Here is a 20,414-nt window from a genome sequence, read left to right as displayed (position 1 = left end):
ACTATCCCTAACGCAAACTACTAATGCATTGAGATGACTATCTTTTGCTATAATCTCCACCATGTCATTTCGACGTAAGGAAAAATCTTGTTAGTGCGCACAAGCTTTTCGAAATAAACAAGCGTTCTTTCTATGGTTTGTAATCAACTGTAAATAAATAAAAACGTCATGCTGAATTTGTTTTAGCATCCCATTTACTTAGCTCGCGGCTTTGCTTGTGAGATGCCGAAACAAGTTCGGCATGACGATTGGTTTATCTTGATGAATCAGTTACCCAATAAATCCACGCGCCTTTTCCAGCACGCGGTCTAACCCGTTTACATCCTTACCACCCGCGGTGGCAAAAAACGGCTGACCTCCGCCGCCGCCCTGTACCTCTTTGGCCAGTTCGCGTACGATGTTACCGGCGTTAAGGCCTTTGTCCTTAACCAGGTTTTCGGCAATCATAACGGTAATGTTTGGCTTGCCGTCAATATCGGCTACCAGTACAAGATACAGATCAGCTACAATATCCTTCAACTGGTACGCCAGCGCTTTAATGGCTTCGGCATTAGGTAGAGCCACTTTTTGGACGATGAAGTTTATGCCGTTTATGCTTTCGGCTTTTGCAGCAAGCTCAGTTTTAAGGCCGGATGCTTTTTCCAATACCGATTTTTCGATTTCCTTTTTCAGGCGGGTATTTTCCTCCAGTAGGCTTTCAATACTTTTGGCGATATCTTTCGGGTTTTTTAACAGATCTTTTAACTGCTGAACCAGTGTAGTTTGCTCATGGATATATTTTTCTACGCCTACACCGGTAATGGCCTCAATACGGCGTACACCAGCAGCTACAGCACTTTCAGCAGTTATTTTAAAGAAAGCAATTTGACCCGTAGCCTTTACGTGGGTACCGCCACAAAGCTCTTTTGAAAAATCATCATCGAAGGTAATTACGCGCACATACTCGCCGTACTTCTCGCCAAACAGGGCGGTTACACCACTTGTTATAGCTTCAGCATAAGCTACGCTACGCTCCTCTTTAAGGCCGATGTTTTCGCGTATTTTTTCGTTAACAATTAATTCAATCTGAGCTATTTCATCATCAGTTACCTTGCTGAAGTGCGAAAAGTCGAAGCGCAGATAATCGGCGTTAACTAACGAACCTTTTTGGTTTACGTGGGTACCCAACACCTGCTTCATGGCTGCATGCAGCAAGTGGGTAGCTGAGTGATTACTTTCAATATTTAAACGACGGTCGCGGTCTACATAAGCGGTTAAGGCATCGTCAACAGATTGTGGCAATACATCGGTAAAATGCACAATAAGGCCGTTTTCTTTTTTAGTATCAGTTACTTTTACAATCTCCCCATCAGGGAAAATCAAGTCGCCGGTATCGCCTACCTGGCCGCCGCTTTCGGCATAAAATGGAGTTTTGTCCAACACCAATTGGTATTGCTCCTTTCCTTTAGCCTTTACCTTGCGATACTTGATTACATGGGCAATGGTTTCAATTTCATCATACCCGGTAAACTCAACGCTGTCATTGTCTTTCAAAAGAACCCAGTCGCCGGTATCAATGGCGGTAGCCGCGCGTGAGCGGTTTTTTTGTTGTTGAAGGGCTTGGTTAAAACCTTCGGTATCAACTGTAAACCCTCTTTCACGAGCCATCAACTCGGTTAAATCTAACGGAAAGCCAAACGTGTCAGACAGTTCAAATGCAAATTGCCCTGCAATTACATTATTGTTAGCCGCATTAACAACTTGTTCAAATTGAGTGATTCCGTTTTGTAGGGTTCTTAAGAAAGCAACTTCCTCCTCTAAAACCACCTTTTGCACAAAGTCCTTTTGGCTGTATAATTCATCAAACACCCCCTTAAACTGCTCGGCTAATAAAGGCACCAGTTGATTCAAAAACGGTTCTTTAAAACCTAAATACTGGTAAGAGTAACGCACTGCTCTACGCAGTATACGACGGATTACATAACCCGCCTTGTTGTTAGATGGAAGCTGACCATCAGCAATGGCAAAGCTAATAGCACGAATATGATCGGCCATTACGCGCATAGCTACGGCCTCGTTCCAGCCATCTGCCCTGGGCGTAGCTTCGGCCTTGTAGATTTTACCACTTTTTTCAGCTATAAACTGAATAAGTGGCATAAATACATCAGTATCATAATTTGATGTTTTACCTTGCAGCACACGCACCAAACGCTCATAGCCCATCCCGGTATCTACGTGTTTATTGGGCAATGGCTGCAAAGAACCATCTTTAAGGCGGTTAAACTGCATGAAAACGTTATTCCATATTTCAATAACGTTCGGGTCGTCAGCATTTACCAGCGTGGCACCGCTAACTCTAGCACGCTCTTCATCGGTACGGCCATCAAAATGTATTTCAGAACACGGTCCGCAGGGACCGGTCTCTCCCATCTCCCAAAAGTTATCTTTTTTATTGCCTGGTAAAATATGATCTTCGGCTACATATTGCTTCCAGAAGTCATAAGCTTCCTGGTCTTTGCCCAGGCCTTCTTTTTCGTCGCCTTCAAAATAGGTAACGTAAAGGCGGTCTTTGTCCAGTTTATAAACACTGGTCAACAGTTCCCAGCTCCAGTCAATGGCTTCTTTCTTAAAGTAATCGCCAAAGCTCCAGTTGCCCAGCATCTCAAACATGGTATGGTGATAAGTATCAACACCTACCTCTTCCAAATCGTTATGCTTACCCGATACGCGTAAGCAACGCTGGGTATCGGCAACACGCGGCGCTTTTGGCTCGGCTTCACCCAAAAAAATATCTTTAAACTGGTTCATACCTGCATTGGTAAACATTAGCGTGGGGTCGTTTTTAACCACAATAGGTGCCGATGGTACAATGGTATGTTGTTTTGAAGCAAAGAAATCCAGAAAAGCCTGGCGTATTTGTTGAGCCGTCATGAGTGCAATTATATATAGGTGTGCAAAGATATTATATTACCAATAAGCACAAAAGGTTTTAACAGTGAGCATTTATAATCTTAATTTGATTCATCAGTCTCGTCAATTCGCAGTTGAATATTGTTGCGGTTAATATAAAATAGTAGCAGGCACAACAAAAGCCCCGCTGCAAACAGCAGGCTTATAAAAACATTATACCAAACTATAGCCGCGAGACATACCAACGATAACAGTAAAGCAACAAAAGGAAAAATGGGATAAAATGGCGCTTTAAATGGACGCATTAAACCGGGTTCTTTATTTCGCAGAACAAACAGGCTGACCATGCTGATAATGTACATTACAACGGCGCCGAGTACCGAGCAAATAATTACCTGGCTTGTGGTTCCGGTTATAAGTGCTGCAAAACTTATTACACCCCCCGCAGCAACCGACCGTTGCGGCGTCCTGAATCGTTGACTGAGCTTTGATAATGCGTTTGGCAAATAACCTGCACGTGCCAAAGCATATATTTGCCTTGACGACGCCAGCATAGTTCCATGAAACGATGCTACTAAACCAAAAAGCCCAATACCAGCAAAAAGCTTGGTTAAGCTGTGCTGCTTACCCAGTACTACAGCTATAGCATCGGGCAATGGATAGTCAATGTTGGCAAGCCTTTGCCAGTTGGTTATTCCGCCGGTTAACACCATAACGCCCAACGCCAATATAGCTAGGGTAAATAATGCACTCATGTAACCTTTTGGAATGTTTTTACTAGGCTCCTTGACTTCTTCGGCTACTGCGGTTATGCCCTCAATTGCCAAATAAAACCAAATAGCATACGGCAACGCAGCAAATACTCCGCTCCAGCCGGCTGGCATGGCGTTAGTCAAAAAGTTTTTGGATTTAAAATGAGGTGCAGTTACACCCATAAACAAAAGCAATTCGGCAACGGCAAGCACCGTAACTAAGATTGAAAAATTAGCCGACTCTTTTACACCAGCAGCGTTAATCAACATAAACACTAAATTGAAGAAAATGGCACAATGCAAAACCGGCAAGGCGGGATGCAAAAAATGCAGATAGCTGCCAAGTGCAAAAGCAATGGCAGGCATGGCAAGTAAAAAATCAATTAATGTAGCGTACCCGGCAACCACTGCACCGTAAGGTCCCAAAGCCCTTTGCGCATATGCGAAAGCGCCGCCGGCATTGGGTATGGAGGTTGTAAGCTCCGTATAACTGAATACGAAGGTTACAAACATTAAGGTAACTATTAAAGTGGCTATTAAAAAGCCAACAGTGCCAGCCACGCCCCAACCATAGTTCCAACCAAAGTATTCACCTGATATAACCAAGCCAACACCCAGCGCCCAAAGGTGAACCGGTTTAAGCGTGCGTTTTAAAGTCAGGTGATTTTCCATATGTTGCTATTGAGCTATCAAAATAACAAAACATACAACTTTCGCCAATTTTTCGTAGGCATTTGTCATGATTAGAATTGATTGCTTAGAATATTGTGATATACAAAATGGGCAATGGTACCGGCTCACACAAATACAGGCTTACAACGGCCGCTATCTGATTTGCATCAAATTTGATAGTATGAAGCTTTTTTTAGTTTAAAACCTCAACCTATTACCAGCGGCATTTATTAATTTAGGCGGCATCAAATAACCATTTATTATTAAAAAAATGAGTTTAGAACAAACATGGCGCTGGTATGGTCCTCATGATCCGGTTTCGCTGGCTGATGTAAGGCAAGCAGGTGCTACCGGTATAGTTTCCGCATTACATCATATACCCAATGGAGAGGTTTGGCCTGTTGAAGAAATATTGCAGCGCAAAGCTTTGATTGAGGCAGCTGGCTTAACCTGGTCGGTAGTGGAAAGTGTTCCGGTGCAGGAAGATATAAAGAAACGTACCGGAAGTTTTGAGTTGTATATAGAAAACTATAAACAAACGCTGCTCAACCTTGGCCGGTGCGGAATTGATATTGTATGCTACAACTTTATGCCGGTTTTAGACTGGACGCGTACTGACCTTGACTACCAATTAGCCGACGGATCGACGGCCTTAAGGTTTGATGTTACCGCCTTTGCTGCCTTTGAACTTTACCTGCTTAAACGCCCCGGTGCCGAATCAGTTTATACGCAACAGCAGCAGGAAGAAGCTAAACAATACCTGGATAGTATAAGTGACGAGGAAAAGTCTTTACTAATAAAAAATATTATTGCCGGCCTGCCCGGCTCGGAAGAAGGCTATACGGTTGAGCAGTTTTTAGATGTGCTATCTTCATACAATCATATTGATGATGAAAGCCTTAAAGCAAACTTATATTACTTTTTACAACAAGTTATACCTGCGGCCGAACAAGCCGGCGTACTGATGTGCATACATCCTGATGACCCTCCCTACCCTATTTTGGGCTTGCCACGTGTAGTGAGTACCGAAGCTGATATTAAGCAAATTTATGATGCGGTGGACAGCTATCATAATGGTTTGACCTTTTGCACAGGTTCTTTCGGTGTAAGGGCAGATAATGATTTAGCCGGAATGGTAGAGCGCCTTGGCCATCGTATTCACTTTATACATTTACGGGCAACCAAACGCGATGAAGCCGGCAATTTTTACGAGGCCGACCATTTGGATGGTGATGTAGATATGTTTGCCGTAATGAAAGCGCTTGTACTGGAGCAGAAAAAACGAAAAGCAGCCGATGAGAAGCATCTGCGTATGCCTTTCAGACCAGATCACGGACATAAAATGCTTGATGACCTACATAAAAAAACAAACCCTGGTTATTCAGCTATAGGCCGATTAAGAGGCCTGGCCGAACTAAGGGGGCTGGAGTTAGGAATCAGACGCTTTTTAGCGCAATAACTTTTAAACAAAATAGCCGCCCTTTATAAGGGCGGCTATTTTGTTTATATGACAAACCAGGAATTAGAGAGTTTTTGGCGTAAATACCTTTACTATGCCGTCATCTTCACTGCTTACAACCAGCAAACTTTTCTTGGTTGGGCTTTTAGAAGCCGGGATAATCAGCACACCTTCAGGAGCATCTCCACACTTAATCATTTGCAAGAATGTTGGCTTTGCAGGGTCAGTTATATCATAAATGGCAACCGCATCAATACGTTCCATACCTACAAATGCTACGATTTTACGGCCAACTTTACCAATAGAAAGACCTTCCGGCTCTATTGATTTGTCATCGCTGCGGCTATCATCATAAATACCGGCCACAACTGCTTTTGCATCAAGCTCGTTTTTACTGTCAAATACCTGCGCCCCGGTATTACCGTTCCAAACGCTAAATGATCGTGCACCAAATGAATACAATGCATCATATTTACCTTCTGCATTCATACCTAAAGTTGATGTAATGTTAAGGCGTCCTAATTGTTCATCTTTCCTTAAATCGGCAGCATTAGGGAATACAGCCGGGTTAAGTACAATATCTTTAACACGTTTTGCTTCTACAAAAACGTTGCTGTACTCGCGGGCATCGCCTTCGTTAGCAGTGAATAGGTAAGGCGTATTGTTATTGGTAAATACCGCTATTGCATCGGGCATATAAATGCCTTTTACCGGCCACTTGGCTGGCACACCTACTTTACTGTCACGGTCGCTTGGGTCAATTTCGTTTCCATCAACACTGTAATCTTTAAAGCCTAGCGGGAATATTTGAGTGATTGTTTGCGTAGCCAAATCAACTTTAGCTATGCCATTATTTTCCTGCAAAGTTACCCAGGCCGCTTTTGAATCTTCAGACACCGTAATATATTCCGGCTCAATATCTTTTACAAAATCATTACTCGGTCCAAATACCCGGAAGCCCTTTGCTGCCAGAGCATCTTTTTGACCGGCAAACGCAGCAAAGTTCATAGTTTTTACAGCGTAATTATTCTCTACCGAAATAATTGATATAGAACCCTCGGGGTCATTAGTGTAGTCGGCACTGGGCTCTCCTTCATTTGCCGTAAGGATGAATTTGCCATCCGGCGTATAAGTTACCATATCAGGTAGTGCGCCTACCGTGGCTTCTGCAACTTTGGTATAATCACTGGTTTTGAATACCACAACCTTACCATTCGCCTGTTTATTAACTGATTCGATGGCAGCTGCAACGTTTCCGCCTGATACAGATAAGCTATTAACCGCACCACCATAAGGCAACATAGGTATTGATTTAATAACCGACATGTTTGCCGGGTCTTTAAAATCAATTACATCTATACGGTTTTCGGTTGAATTGTTGTTCACTACAAACAACCGGTTGGTAGATGGATCAAACGCGGAGATTTCGGCGGCACCCGCACCGCCTACCTTAAAGGATGCAATTTCAGAAAATGTCGATGCATCTTCGTTTACAAAAAATTCGTCTTCAGGCGTTTGGGTTTCGTTGTCCTTTTTACAACTTACAAGGCCTGATGCCAATAAGAACATTAGTAATAGTTTTTTCATGTTGAGTGTGAGTGTTGTGAAACCTCAAAACTATTACCGTACTATTAAGCGCCTTTACCATTTGTATTAAGTGTTTGTTAACTAAAAATCCATCAGCTCACCTATAAATACTAATGGGACAAATATGCTGAAAACAAAAACAGCAACAACTGCCGGTTGAATTCAACCTTCAATTACTGCTGCTTTTTATATGTTGGATTTTAATTATTTTTTAGCTTGCCATGCCCAGATCACTCAAAGGATTTGCTTGACGTGCGCTTTCAATAATCGGAATGTTTACGTTTACATCTTCAATAACGTAATGTGTTTTAAGTTCTTTTTCACTAACAATTATGCTAAAGTCGTTGAATTTTACACCGTCTTCAAACGGATAGATAGTGTAACCTCTTTTGTTGGGATCATAAGTTCCTAACTCAAAAACCTCTTCGTATTTTATGCCTTTGACTTTAGCGCCTTGCACTAACTGGTAAGCATCTTTAATTGGTGCAAATTGTGTGTTTTTCATAGATGCACGAACCTATACAATTACTTTGCCAGCATTTGCAGTTAAATTAACTAAACCATGAAAATAAATCATTTTGAGTTAGACTTAATTTACTTTCACAACTATAATCTTTGAAAATTTGCCCTTCTCGCATCAAAATGAGCCTGTTTCCATAATAATGGGCATCTTTAAGGTTATGAGTGATTAAAATAGCGGTCAGTTTAAAATCTTTAATCAGTCTGTCGGCAGTTTTCATCACCAAATCGGCCGAACGCGGATCAAGCGCGGCAGTGGGCTCATCTAAAAGCAAAATTTTGCACTCATCCATAACACTCATCATTAGCGTGAGAGCCTGGCGCTGCCCACCGGATAGTGTACCCATATCCTGATCGAGCTTGTTTTCCAATCCCATACCCAGCAACGCCACTTTATCTTTCACGTCGGCTTTAAACTGGGCAGTTGTGCCAATAAGTAAGTCTTTGCTTTGAGTACGTAATGCAGCCAGCCTGAAGTTGTCAAGTATAGTAAGATCAGGGGCGGTGCCGCTCAAGGGGTTTTGAAAAACACGCGCAATCCATTTACTACGCTCAAAGTCTTTCAAGCGCGTAACCAATTGCCCGTCTATCTCAATTGTTCCGGCTGATGGCAGCAAACTTCCTGCAATCAGATTAAGAAGTGTGCTCTTGCCCGATCCGTTTGCACCGACGATTACCACGTAATCTTGCGGGGCAATCTCGAGGTTAAGGTTTTGTACCGCTTTTACCTCATTGGGCTTACCAGTATTGAATGTTTTGGAAATGTTACTCAGCTTAATCATTTTGCCTCGATAAGGTTAAACGTGGTAAGCTCACAAAAAGCAATACTAATACTGCAGTAACTAACTTAAGTAAGTTAGCATTTACACCTAACGATAAAGTTACCGCCAGCAACAGCTGGAAAACAACAGCCCCTGCAACTACCAGCAACAAAATTTTCCATACCGATTTTACATTGAAACGGCTGATGAGCGTATCGCCGATTATTACCGAGCCTAAACCTATAATTACAATGCCTATGCCCATGCTTATATCCGCGTAGCCTTGCTGCTGTGTCATTAAAAATCCGCTTAATGCGGTAAGGGCGTTAGCCATTGCCAACCCTATAATTTTCATGCGGTCGGTGTTTACTCCAAGCGCCCTAATCATGCTTTCACTGTTACCTGTGGCTCGCATAGCTATACCAAAATCGGTTTTTAGTAAATAGCCGGTTATTGCAACAACAGCACCTACTACAAGTAGTAGAATTAATAACGAATTCAAGTTAAAATCAGTTGTAAATGTTATGATGCTGAATACCGACGATAGATTTATTAAAGGCAAATTTGACCGGCCGGCAACAATGATGTTTATTGAGTAAAGCGCAGTTGAAACCAAAATACCTGCAAGCAAGGCATGTATTTTAAGCTTAGTATGTATTACGCCGGTTATAGCGCCCGCAATAGCCCCGGCCAGCAGCGCAGCTGCGGCACTTATGTATAGCGGGAAAGCGTGAGTAAGGAGAGTACCGGTAAGCATACCGCCAAGGGTATAACTACCATCAGTAGTAATGTCGGGAATATTGAATATCTTCATAGATATATATATTCCAACAGCAATACCGGCAAAACATAGCCCTTGTAACAAAGCAGTTAGGTAAAACTCCATTACTTTATAGCTTCGTAATTTGAAGGTACACTAATATTATACTTTTTGGCAGCATCAGCATTGTACACACGTTTTCTCACTTTCACCATTTCGGGTTTGAGGCCCTTAGTGCCGTGTGTTTTTAAATACTGCGCCGCTTGCAAGCCTGATTGGTATCCCCATTGATAAATATCTGCTCCAAAAGCGGCAACAGCTCCGCGTTGTACTAAACCCGCTTCACTGGTAAAAACAGGAACTTTCTTTTGGTTGCAGCTTTTTAGAATGGTTTCAAACGCTGCAAATACGGTGTTATCAGGATTAGCAAAGAAGGCATCAATATTTTTGTTGAGCAGCGACTGCGTAACCAGCTGTGCCTCAGTAGATGAATTTAGCGGAAGCGCTACCAACGTAATATTTAATTTACCGGCAAGATCATTTATACGTTGCATAGCATCGGCCGATTGCGGCTCAGACTGGTTATAAATCATCCCAACAACAAGCTTATTACCCCGTGGCTTCAATAAACGCGGAATAATACTGAAAGAAGTATCAATATAATTTAAATCTTCAACCGTACCAAAAAGATTTGATGGTGCTTTGCCCTGCGCATCGGTAAGGTGAGCGCGCTCAGGCGTTGGTGACACCATCATAAATATGGGTATAGTGCTGGTTTTTTGAGCGGCAGTCACGGATGAAAGCGTTGTGCTTGTAGCTAGTAAATCAACCGGTTTGGTTACGAACTGGTTTACAATTTGAGTAAGTGTTGGAATACTACCCTGCGCATTTTGATACTCGATTTTAACTGTACCTTTTGCCTCGCTAAAGCCATTTTTAGCTAGGGCATCGGTAAAGCCATTTTTAGCCTGTGCTATGGTAGCATCTTCAAAGGCATCAACAAAGCCCACAACCGGTACACTACTTTTTTTAGATGATGTACAAGCAGCGAGCAAAAAAAACGTTCCAATTAATAACAACAGGTGTAGATTGCGCATCATTGTACTAAAGTAAACATTTGCGGGTATACCGCTACAGAAGTTTTATGAACAGCAGGCAATTTTTACGCTTAATTAACTAATTTAGCCCTTAATGATAACCGGATCAAAACTTCCGCATACAGGAACAACTATATTTACCGTAATGTCGGCGTTGGCTAATGACCTTGGCGCCATCAATTTATCTCAGGGCTTTCCCGATTATGATTGTGACCCGCAACTTGTGTCGCTGGTGAATGATGCCATGAAAAACGGTTATAACCAATATGCGCCTATGGCCGGCTGGCTACCGTTACGTGAAGAAATTGCCCGCAAAACTGAAAAGTTATACGGTGCGGTTTACCACCCTGATACAGAAATTACCATCACATCGGGCGGCACGCAGGCAATATTTACTGCAATTTGTGCGGCCATACATCCAAATGATGAGGTAATTGTTTTTGAACCGGCTTATGATTCATATGCACCTGCAATTAAACTAATGGGTGGAACTGTTAAGTCGTTAGAGCTTGAACCACCTGATTACCGCATTGCCTGGGATATGGTGAAACGCTTAATAAGCAACCGCACGCGAATGATCATACTCAATTCGCCCCATAACCCTACTGCAACCATACTTAGTGAAAGTGATATTGAGGAGTTAGCTGCCATTGTTAAGAATCGTGATATCTTGATTTTGAGCGATGAAGTTTATGAGCATTTGGTGTTTGACGGGCAAACACATCACAGCATGGCACGATACCCTGAGTTACGCGAGCGTAGCTTTATAGTCGGATCGTTTGGTAAAATGTTTCATACAACCGGGTGGAAGTTGGGCTACTGCCTTGCCCCTGCTGCCTTAACTGCCGAATTCAGAAAGCTACATCAATATACGGTATTCAGTGTGAATACACCCATGCAGGTTGGGGTGGCAGAGTACCTCAAAAACGAAAATGTTTATAATGAACTGGCCGGTTTTTTCCAGCAGAAACGTGACTATTTTAGAGATGGGTTATCACAAACCCGCTTCAGGTTACTGCCTTGTTCGGGCTCTTACTTTCAATCGGTAAGTTATGAGCATATTAGTGATGTAAAAGATACCGATTATGCTATACAAATTACACATGAGTATGGCGTAGCTTCAATACCAGTTTCGGCCTTTTATAGTAAAGGTACCGACCACAAGGTGCTTCGCTTTTGTTTTGCCAAAAAGCAGGAGACACTTGAGCGCGCTATTGAGCGTTTAATAAAGCTGTAGATTTTTTGTTACTTGCATTAATCCAATTATTCACCAGTTATTTTGCCGTTGCCAATGAATAACTTAAAAATCACCACCTATCAAGGTTATCTTTTCTGGGAAAACATTGATAAGAACCTGCAAAACATATCATTGCGATTGTCTGGCGTACGCACTTCAACTGATTTGGTAATTTTGCCCGAGATGTTCAATACCGGCTTCACCATGAATGCCGAAAAGCTTGCCGAACCTATGGATGGTAAATCCATGCAATGGATGAAAGACACTGCTCAAAAAATGAATTGTGTTGTAACGGGCAGTCTAATTATAAGCGAGGGTGAAAAATATTACAACCGGCTTATTTGGATGAGGCCTGATGGCACTTACGAGCATTACGACAAACGCCATTTATTTGCACTTGGCAAGGAAGATGAAAAATACACCGCCGGCGATAAAAAGCTTATTGTTGAGTTATTAGGTTGGAAAATTTGCCCGGTTATCTGCTACGATTTGCGCTTTCCGGTTTGGCTGCGTAATGTAAATGCCGAATACGACCTAATGATTATTGTTGCCAACTGGCCAGAGCGCCGCTCACTGCACTGGCGTACTCTTATACCTGCACGCGCAGTTGAAAACCAGGCTTACGTTATTGGCGTAAACCGTTTTGGGTATGATGGCAATGAGGTATACCACTCAGGTGATTCGATGTGTATTGACCCCAACGGCAAGGTAATTTACTATAAGCCTAATGAGGAAGATATTTATACCTTCAGCATCAACGCCGAAGAGCTTTTAAAAACCCGCAGGGCCCTTCCATTTTTAAAGGATGCCGATAGTTTCAACATTGAGTAGGCTTTAGCCAGCCAAAGTATTTTTGCGCGTTAACACTAATCTCCCTATTTTGCGTTAAATCAAGTACATTATAAACGCATTTTGATGAGAATGGTAAAACAAGTACTCCCTGTACTTTCTTGCTGCCTGTTATTTTTTTTCACTGCATCGGCACAAAAAAAGAAAGATTATACACCGCTGGTAAACCCGTTTATCGGCACGGGTGGACACGGACATACTTTTCCGGGAGCTACTGTTCCGTTTGGCATGGTTCAACTAAGTCCAGATACCCGGCTTGAGGGTTGGGATGGCTGCTCGGGCTATCATTATACTGATACTACTGTCTACGGTTTTTCACACACTCACCTTAGCGGCACCGGCATTCCCGATTATTGCGATGTGCTTTTTATGCCTACTACGGGTTTGCCTAAATTTAAAAATACCGAGTACCGCTCGGGATTTAAGAAAGCAAATGAGCAGGCATCGCCGGGTTACTACAAAACACTATTAGATAAATATAACGTTGAAGTTGAGCTTACAGCAACGCAGCGTGTTGGCTTGCACCACTACGAATATCCCTCAACCAACCAGGCAAATATCATCATTGATTTAAGCCACCGCGATAAGGTTTTAAACTCCTGGATTGAGGTTGTAAATGATCATGAAATAAGGGGTTTCAGGCAGTCTAAATCGTGGGCAAATGATCAGAATGTGTATTTTCATGCTAAGTTTTCTAAACCATTCAAAACCTATGGCATATCACAAAATGATATATTGCAGCAAGGCAAGCAAAAGCTGGAAGGGAACAACATCAAAATGTACGTGCAGTTTGATGACCCAAAGGATGTATTGGTAAAAGTTGGCATCTCTCCGGTAAGCTCAGAAGGTGCCCTTAAGAACCTTGATGCAGAGCTAAAAGATTTTGACTTTAAAAAAACAGTTAAGCAGGCCCGCGCTGCATGGAGCACTGAATTGGCAAAAATTGAAATTGAAGGTGGTGGCCCGCCTGTCCCCCAGCAGCAAAACATGTCATCGTCATATGGTTACGGCTATGGGGGCTTTCCGCAACAACAAAAAAAACAGTCATTCCCTGATTATTCCAAAATAAAACAAACCATATTTTATACGGCGTTGTACCACTGTATGATTGCTCCAAACATTTATAACGATGTTGACGGACAATACCGCGGTTTGGATGGCAAAGTGCATAAAGCCGATGGCTTTAATTATTACACGGTATTTTCTTTATGGGATACCTTCAGGGCTGAGCACCCGCTGCTTACTTTGATTGATAAAAAACGCACGCTCGACTTTATTAAAACTTTTTTGGCCATGTATGAGCAGGGCGGCTTATTGCCCGTATGGCCGCTTGCATCAAACGAAACCTTTTGCATGATTGGCAACCACGCCATACCGGTAATTGCCGATGCCTATAGTAAAGGCATACGCGACTTTGATGCCGGCAAAGCATTAGAAGCCATGAAAGCATCTACAAACGCTAACCGTGTTGGCCTCAATTTGTATGCACAGTATGGCTACGTATTGGGCGATAAAGAAAATGAATCGGTATCAAAAACTTTAGAGTACGCTTACGATGACTGGTGTATAGCTCAGATGGCTAAAATGATGAACAAGCCTGAGGATTACAACACCTATATAAAACGTGCACAATACTGGAAAAACGTTTATAATAATCAAACAGGCTTTATGCAGGCGCGTGTAAACGGCACCTGGTTTACGCCTTTCAATCCAACAGACATCAATAACAATTATACAGAAGGCAATGCCTGGCATTATAGTTTTTTTGCTCCACAGGATGTTGATGGGTTGGCTACTGCCATGGGTGGAAAAGAAAAACTTGAAGCCAAGCTTGATGAGTTATTTACCACAACCGCAAAGCTAAGCGGGCGCGAACAGTCTGATGTTACCGGCCTTATTGGTCAGTATGCACATGGTAATGAGCCAAGTCATCATATGGCTTACCTGTATAACTTTACCGCTAAGCCCGAGAAAACGCAAATGCGTTTGAAAGATATATTTAGAACTCAATACACCGCCCAGCCTGACGGCCTTGCAGGTAATGAAGACTGCGGACAGATGTCGGCATGGTATGTAATGAGCGCGCTGGGAATATATAATATAGCTCCCGGGCAGCAACAGTTTTTAATTGGTTTACCGCAGTTTGAAAAAGCAGTTGTGAACCTCGAGAATGGCAAGAAGTTCACTGTATTGAACTCCGGAACATCAGTAAGCCTTAACAACACTTACCTGCAGGGTATGAACTTTAATAAGAAGCCATACAGCAAACTTTATATCGACTATGATGATATAAGCAAAGGCGGTGAGTTTGAAATTTTTACCGGTAAGCTGCCTAACCAAATATTTGTTCAGGAATTAGAGAGGCCAACATCGCGCATTACTGACTCTGTAATTGTGCCAGTACCGGGTTTTATAAGTACCATGCGAACTTTTAAAACGCCTATAACAGTTGCCATAAACTGCGCCGACATCAATGCAAAAATTTATTACACGCTTGATGGCAGCACACCAAACGCTTCGTCAAACACGTATATTAAACCATTAACCATTAGCGCTACCACTACTATAAAAGCAATAGCCTTTAAAAACGGCAAGTGGAGCATAGTAAATACCGGTACGTTTAGCCAAATTACAAGCAACACCAAAATTAAGCTCATTAATAAATATGAGCCAAACTACGCCTCTACCGGCGATGAAGCACTTATTGATGGAATAATAGGTATTGATAACTGGCGCACCGGAAACGCCTGGCAGGGTTTTCAAAAGGCGGATTTTGAAGCCATAATTGATTTAGGATCTTTGAAACCGATAACTGAAATTAGCTTGAATACCCTGCAAGACACGCAGTCGTGGATTGTATTCCCGCAATGGGTGCAATATTCACTATCTGATGATGGTAAAAAATTTGGACCACCTGTAACCGTAAAAAGCAAAATACCTGTTGATAATACAGCTACTAAAACGCAGGCATTTACGGCAAACATTAACCGCAAAACGCGCTATATTAAAGTATTAGCCAAACAATATGGCCCCTTGCCCGAGTGGCACGAAAGCAAAGGAAGTCCGTCGTACATTTTTACTGATGAAATAACCATCCGATAATAGTAACTGTAAATTACTTACATGCTGCATAATTTGTTATTTTAAATTAGCATACTAAATGCTGTTCCTGCTACATTGTACATACCACAATTTGATTTGATAAATTGAGACGGATTGAATAAAGGTTGATACAAATGCCTTGATATTAATTACTACTCTTGCTTTGTTTTACAAACAACCAATTGTACTTGCTTAACCGAGCCATCAAAATAGGCAACAAGGGTTAATACGCATATCAAATTAATATCAGAACCGTGTTTAAATTTTTTAAGCCACTTGCCGTTTTTACCGTGTTGTTGCTAAATGCAACGACAGTCCTTCACGCTCAAAGCGTTCCTCAAAAAACGTTTACAAATCCCATTTTACCGGGTGGCGCTGATCCTTGGATAATTCACAAAGATGGCTATTATTACTATACTAATACCCAAGGCAACAGGTTAAGCATTTGGAAGACTAAAAACATTGCCGATTTAGCTAGCGCCGAAAAAAAAACGGTTTGGACACCTCCTGCAGGTACGTTGTATTCAAAGAACATATGGGCACCTGAATTACACTTTTTACAAAATAAGTGGTACATGTATTTTGCCGCAGATGATGGCAAGAACGAAAACCACCGCTTATATGTGCTTGAAAATGCTAACTCCGATCCGTTAAAAGGTGAATGGGCCTTTAAAGGAAAACTGGCTGTTGAGGGTAACGATAAATGGGCTATTGATGGATCTGTATTTAACTTCAAAGGTCGATTATATTTAATTTGGTCTGGCTGGGAAGGCGATGTTAATGTGCAACAAAACATCTATATCTGTAAAATGCAGAACCCTTATACACTTGAAGGAAAAAGGGTAAAGCTATCATCATCAGACTATGACTGGGAAAAGCATGGCGACCTAAATGACCCAAGCAACCCTCCTCATGTAAATGTAAACGAGGGACCAGAAGTGCTTGTTCACAATAACAAGCTGTTTTTGATTTATTCTGCCAGCGGCTGCTGGACAGATCACTACGCACTTGGAATGCTTACCGCATCGGCATCGGCCAATGTAATGGATCCGGCATCCTGGAAAAAATCACCGAAACCCGTGTTTGAAGGCAGCAAGCAAAATAGTGTTTACGCTCCCGGGCATAATTCATTCTTTAAATCACCTGATGGTAAGCAAGACTGGATTCTTTACCACGCAAATCCTTTACCCGGTTGTGGATGCGGCGGACAGCGTTCTCCGCGAATGCAGCAATTTACCTGGACTAAAGATGGCATACCTGATTTTGGTATTCCGGTAAGTACAGGTGTTGCCTTACCAGTTCCTTCATCAGAATAATCTGCTTATAAGTTTATAAGAATTCTTCCTCATACAGTTTGGTTTGCAGGGCCCGGAGTGCGATACGCCGGGCTTTTGCTTTTTGAGATGGGGAAGAGTATTGCCAATATTCAAGAGGTGATACCGTAATTGGGGAAATTTACCCACGGCGACAATATTTACATCTAAATTAACAATTACAAACTTTTCAATAAAGCAATAGTTAATTGACCGTTTTAGCGCATTCACAATACACTTCATTAACAAAAAGGCAAATCTTAGTTTCGTTGCCGTAAATATTGGTTTGCAGGAATAGGGTTTGCCTATACTCATGTATAAAACAGTAACCCAAAATGAAATCAACTATTTACACCTTAGCAATTTTATTATTCTCAATTTTAAGCTTCTCAGTTAAAGCCCAAGTTAGCACAACTGGTCCTCAAAAAGTTTATAAACTTCCGCGCCTTGATGAACATTCTGTTATTACCGACTCAACTGGAAAAAGGATTGATTATACCGCCTGGACGACCCTGGTGAATACCGGCCGCTACAATGTTAAGGTGGTAATGCTTGCTAATGGTAAAGGTGCCTTACGCCTTTCCAAGCTTACCAAAACAGAGCGCGATGCAAGGATAGCACAGATGCCAAAACCTATGGATAGCCCGTTTTTCACTACAGGCCAAAACTTTGACAAAAACTTTAAAGAGAAAGATTTTAAAGGTGCAAGCTGGGATAAAAAAAGCTTGAAGGGAAAAATTGTAGTGATGAGCTTTTGGTATGTAAACAACGTACAATGCCGTCAGCAAATTACTGACATGAATGAAATGGTTGCATCTTTCAAAAACGATCCTAACGTGATATTCATTTCAGTGCCTATGGACGATAAAAAGATTGCGGAAGAATATTTGAATACCAATCCGCTTAATTATGTTCACCTTGAAAATGGCAAAAAATTAAGTGATAAGTTAGGTATACTTAATCACCCAACTGATGTAATCATTGATCAGAATGGAGTAATACAATACCACACTACCGGCTACAATATTGCTGGCAGCTACTGGATAAGCAAAACAGTTGCCGAGCTGCAACATACTCCAGTAATTCCGATTAATGAGCAGGTGTTAGCAAGCGTAAAATAAATTGACGTAGCTAAGTGTAAATGAAATACAAAAGGCCGGCTTAATGACGGCCTTTTTGCGTTAAGTACTTTAATTTGTGAGTGCTAAACTCTAAGTATTGTCTTTGTTGTTTTTAAGATTTGCCAACCAGCCTTCACCCAGTTGTTGCCATGAACTATAACTACCATTGAGTTCAAGGTGTTCAGCCATTTGATTCAATACGTCATTTTTTTTGTAGCCGTTTTCTCGTAAATACTTAATAGACGTTGCTCCTGCTGACTTTGACAGCTTGATGCCATTTGCCTGTTCAATAAGCGGATGATGATAAAAAACACATCTTTCGAATGAATTAAAATCTAACTGTTGAGCAAGGTATTGCTGCGCAACGGTAGATGCGAATAAATCCTGGCCGCGTACGATCAGGTCAACGCCGAAATGAATATCATCGCATAAGCTGCTTAGCTGGTATGATGGTCTCCCATCTTTCTTACGCACAACAAAGCTTTGCATTTCAGGTGATAGGTTACAAACAACCTGGCTGCTTGGCCACCTTAGCATTGATACCGGTTCGTTGTGTTCAGTTTTAAGTCTCCACGCAGCATTGGGTGAATTCAAAGCAGTATCAAGCGGTTCACACGTACCCGGATAAGTTTGATGATTTTGCAGTTGCAACCTCGAACATCTACAAGCAAATACCTTTCCCTCCTCTTCCAACTGCTTCAATATAGTGTTATATAAAGGCATGCGTTGTTGCTGCGACCAGTTGCTTTTAAAATCGTGCAGATTTGATGGACCTTCGGCATATGTTATCTCTAAAAAGTCCAGCGTATCAAACACGTCCTGAACATATTCATCACGCACACGCTCCTTATCCATGTCATCAATACGCAGCAAAATTTCGGCGCCACTCTCTTTCGCCAAAGTTGCCGTAAGTACAAATGACAATGCATTGCCCAAGTGCAAATAACCACTAGGTGTTGGCGCAATTCGGGTTTTAGCAAGCGATAGATCAGCAACTTTTAAAGACATAGCCTTGCAAGGTAATTATCAACCAACAAAAATTAAAATCCAGGCTTCTCAGCATTCACAGTCAATAGCGTATTAATTACACTAAGCTCCAACTTCAAGACGAAACGGTGTTAACTAATAAGAAATTTGAAATGAATGCTAAATATATATTGTTTACAATATCTGCACACTACGATAATCATTGCTTGCAACATTATAGCTATTTCTTTGAAAATGACATTACGTTTATAGGTTGATGGCTGACTTAAGATGTGTAAGCAAATTTTAATTAGTTCCTAATATGTAAATAAGCCGCACGCAATTTATTTGATTTTTTATTACACTAAGTAAAACTTTTGCCTCATCATGTATGTTATTAATACAATCAGATGCTCTTGATGTCATTCCAGTTACCACCACATCATTATTTCCTGATGAAATTTCGCATATAAAAACTGTATAGAATAAATCCTGGCCGTATGAAAAACATTTTATTGCTTAATGATTTTACACCCGAAGCTGAACACGCCATAAGCTACGCTACTATGCTTGCAACAGCACTTAACGCTCGTGTTCTTGTTTGGAATGTAAGTCATCAGGCTGCAAAAACTGCTGTTAAAAGAGAATTGATTTACGTGTTGAAGAATGGACAACAGCAAGTTGTTAGACCCACCGAACAGGAGGCCTTAAACAATTTGGCCGATCATCCACTAATTAGTGTTTTGGATGATAAAGACACTATTAACCGTACCGTGCATGAAATTGCCTGTAATAACAACATTCAGTTAGTTATTAAAGGCGTTAAAAGTATTGAAGACAAAATTGAACAACATGCTTTAAAGGTTGTAACCAAAAGCTGCTGTCCGTTACTATTGGTGCCTAAACAAGCGCCGTTAAATTTGTTTAAGCAAATAGCCTACCTGGCCGATTTACGTTATTGCCGTAATAATATCAACAGCTACTTAAAAGAAGTTGCACATGAGGTGAACGCAAATCTTTCAATAGCTCATATATCTGTAGCAAGCATTCCGGAGCCGGAGGTAAATTATGCAATGGACCTTTACAAAAAGGCTATTGGGCCAAATCCCAATAACATAAGCCTATCCTTTAATCAAATTAAAGAACGGAATGTACGTAAGGCTGCCGACGTGCTAATTCATGTGATGAAAAATGATTTGCTTGTAATGACTTACAATAAATATCATTTTAGCATGCTTACCAGTAAAGATCCATTACTCAATGAAGCACATGACTTGAATGTACCATTAATGGTATTCCCGTCATAAGCTGAATCATAATTCTAAATTAA

The 20,414-nt window shown here is 41.5% G+C and carries 15 protein-coding genes; 7 read left to right on the top strand and 8 right to left on the bottom strand.

Going from position 1 to position 20,414, the window contains the following annotated elements:
- Nucleotides 1–270: 270 nt before the first annotated feature.
- Both alaS and eat read right to left on the bottom strand, forming a co-directional pair.
- Nucleotides 271–2,910, bottom strand: coding sequence for an alanine--tRNA ligase (alaS, locus tag GO816_RS08205; RefSeq protein ID WP_157541057.1), 2,640 nt, complete (start codon nucleotides 2,908–2,910; stop codon nucleotides 271–273).
- A gap of 80 nt (nucleotides 2,911–2,990) precedes the next feature.
- Nucleotides 2,991–4,313: an ethanolamine permease gene (gene eat, locus GO816_RS08200; RefSeq protein WP_157541054.1), complete on the bottom strand. Its 1,323-nt coding sequence runs from the start codon at nucleotides 4,311–4,313 to the stop codon at nucleotides 2,991–2,993.
- Nucleotides 4,314–4,584: 271 nt separating this feature from the next.
- Between eat and uxuA the strand changes: the two genes are divergently transcribed.
- The gene (gene uxuA, locus GO816_RS08195; RefSeq protein ID WP_157541050.1) at nucleotides 4,585–5,772 is read left to right on the top strand and encodes a mannonate dehydratase; all 1,188 of its coding nucleotides are present in this window, start codon (nucleotides 4,585–4,587) and stop codon (nucleotides 5,770–5,772) included.
- 63 nt (nucleotides 5,773–5,835) lie between these two features.
- Here uxuA and GO816_RS08190 read toward each other — a convergent pair whose 3' ends face one another.
- The 5 genes from GO816_RS08190 to GO816_RS08170 all read right to left on the bottom strand — a co-directional run bounded on the left by GO816_RS08190 (nucleotide 5,836) and on the right by GO816_RS08170 (nucleotide 10,499).
- Nucleotides 5,836–7,359, bottom strand: coding sequence for a choice-of-anchor I family protein (locus tag GO816_RS08190; protein WP_157541048.1), 1,524 nt, complete (start codon nucleotides 7,357–7,359; stop codon nucleotides 5,836–5,838).
- A 211-nt stretch (nucleotides 7,360–7,570) separates the two neighbouring features.
- On the bottom strand, nucleotides 7,571–7,864 hold the full coding sequence (locus GO816_RS08185) for a hypothetical protein (protein ID WP_157541045.1): 294 nt from the start codon (nucleotides 7,862–7,864) through the stop codon (nucleotides 7,571–7,573).
- Between the two features lie 46 nt (nucleotides 7,865–7,910).
- Nucleotides 7,911–8,660 (bottom strand): ABC transporter ATP-binding protein, encoded by a 750-nt coding sequence (locus GO816_RS08180; protein ID WP_157541042.1) that lies wholly within the window; start codon nucleotides 8,658–8,660, stop codon nucleotides 7,911–7,913.
- The gene (locus tag GO816_RS08175) at nucleotides 8,653–9,525 is read right to left on the bottom strand and encodes an ABC transporter permease (protein ID WP_157541040.1); all 873 of its coding nucleotides are present in this window, start codon (nucleotides 9,523–9,525) and stop codon (nucleotides 8,653–8,655) included. Before GO816_RS08175 ends, GO816_RS08180 begins: the two co-directional genes overlap by 8 nt.
- Entirely contained in the window at nucleotides 9,525–10,499 is a 975-nt protein-coding gene (locus GO816_RS08170; protein WP_232336529.1) for an ABC transporter substrate-binding protein, read from the bottom strand. Before GO816_RS08170 ends, GO816_RS08175 begins: the two co-directional genes overlap by 1 nt.
- A 91-nt stretch (nucleotides 10,500–10,590) precedes the next feature.
- Between GO816_RS08170 and GO816_RS08165 the strand changes: the two genes are divergently transcribed.
- The 5 genes from GO816_RS08165 to GO816_RS08145 all read left to right on the top strand — a co-directional run bounded on the left by GO816_RS08165 (nucleotide 10,591) and on the right by GO816_RS08145 (nucleotide 18,118).
- The gene (locus tag GO816_RS08165; RefSeq protein WP_157541037.1) at nucleotides 10,591–11,733 is read left to right on the top strand and encodes a methionine aminotransferase; all 1,143 of its coding nucleotides are present in this window, start codon (nucleotides 10,591–10,593) and stop codon (nucleotides 11,731–11,733) included.
- Between the two features lie 54 nt (nucleotides 11,734–11,787).
- Nucleotides 11,788–12,564 carry an amidohydrolase gene (locus tag GO816_RS08160; protein ID WP_157541035.1) on the top strand — a complete coding sequence of 259 codons (777 nt, stop codon included), beginning with the start codon at nucleotides 11,788–11,790 and terminating at the stop codon, nucleotides 12,562–12,564.
- Nucleotides 12,565–12,648: 84 nt separating this feature from the next.
- On the top strand, nucleotides 12,649–15,684 hold the full coding sequence (locus tag GO816_RS08155) for a GH92 family glycosyl hydrolase (RefSeq protein WP_198171457.1): 3,036 nt from the start codon (nucleotides 12,649–12,651) through the stop codon (nucleotides 15,682–15,684).
- 254 nt (nucleotides 15,685–15,938) lie between these two features.
- A complete protein-coding gene (locus GO816_RS08150; protein ID WP_317163610.1) occupies nucleotides 15,939–17,000 on the top strand; it encodes a glycoside hydrolase family 43 protein in 1,062 nt (353 codons plus the stop codon).
- 332 nt (nucleotides 17,001–17,332) lie between these two features.
- On the top strand, nucleotides 17,333–18,118 hold the full coding sequence (locus tag GO816_RS08145; RefSeq protein WP_157541033.1) for a TlpA family protein disulfide reductase: 786 nt from the start codon (nucleotides 17,333–17,335) through the stop codon (nucleotides 18,116–18,118).
- Between the two features lie 90 nt (nucleotides 18,119–18,208).
- On the opposite strand, the gene GO816_RS08140 is transcribed toward GO816_RS08145, so the two are convergent.
- On the bottom strand, nucleotides 18,209–19,126 hold the full coding sequence (locus GO816_RS08140) for a glutamate--tRNA ligase family protein (protein WP_157541030.1): 918 nt from the start codon (nucleotides 19,124–19,126) through the stop codon (nucleotides 18,209–18,211).
- Between the two features lie 458 nt (nucleotides 19,127–19,584).
- Between GO816_RS08140 and GO816_RS08135 the strand changes: the two genes are divergently transcribed.
- Nucleotides 19,585–20,391, top strand: coding sequence for a universal stress protein (locus GO816_RS08135; protein ID WP_157541027.1), 807 nt, complete (start codon nucleotides 19,585–19,587; stop codon nucleotides 20,389–20,391).
- Nucleotides 20,392–20,414 lie beyond the last annotated feature (23 nt).

It is taken from the genome of Mucilaginibacter aquatilis, assembly GCF_009755275.1.
Lineage (GTDB): Bacteria > Bacteroidota > Bacteroidia > Sphingobacteriales > Sphingobacteriaceae > Mucilaginibacter > Mucilaginibacter aquatilis.
The sequence above is the reverse complement of the archived record's forward strand: the minus strand, read 5'-3'. Positions and strand labels throughout refer to the sequence as shown.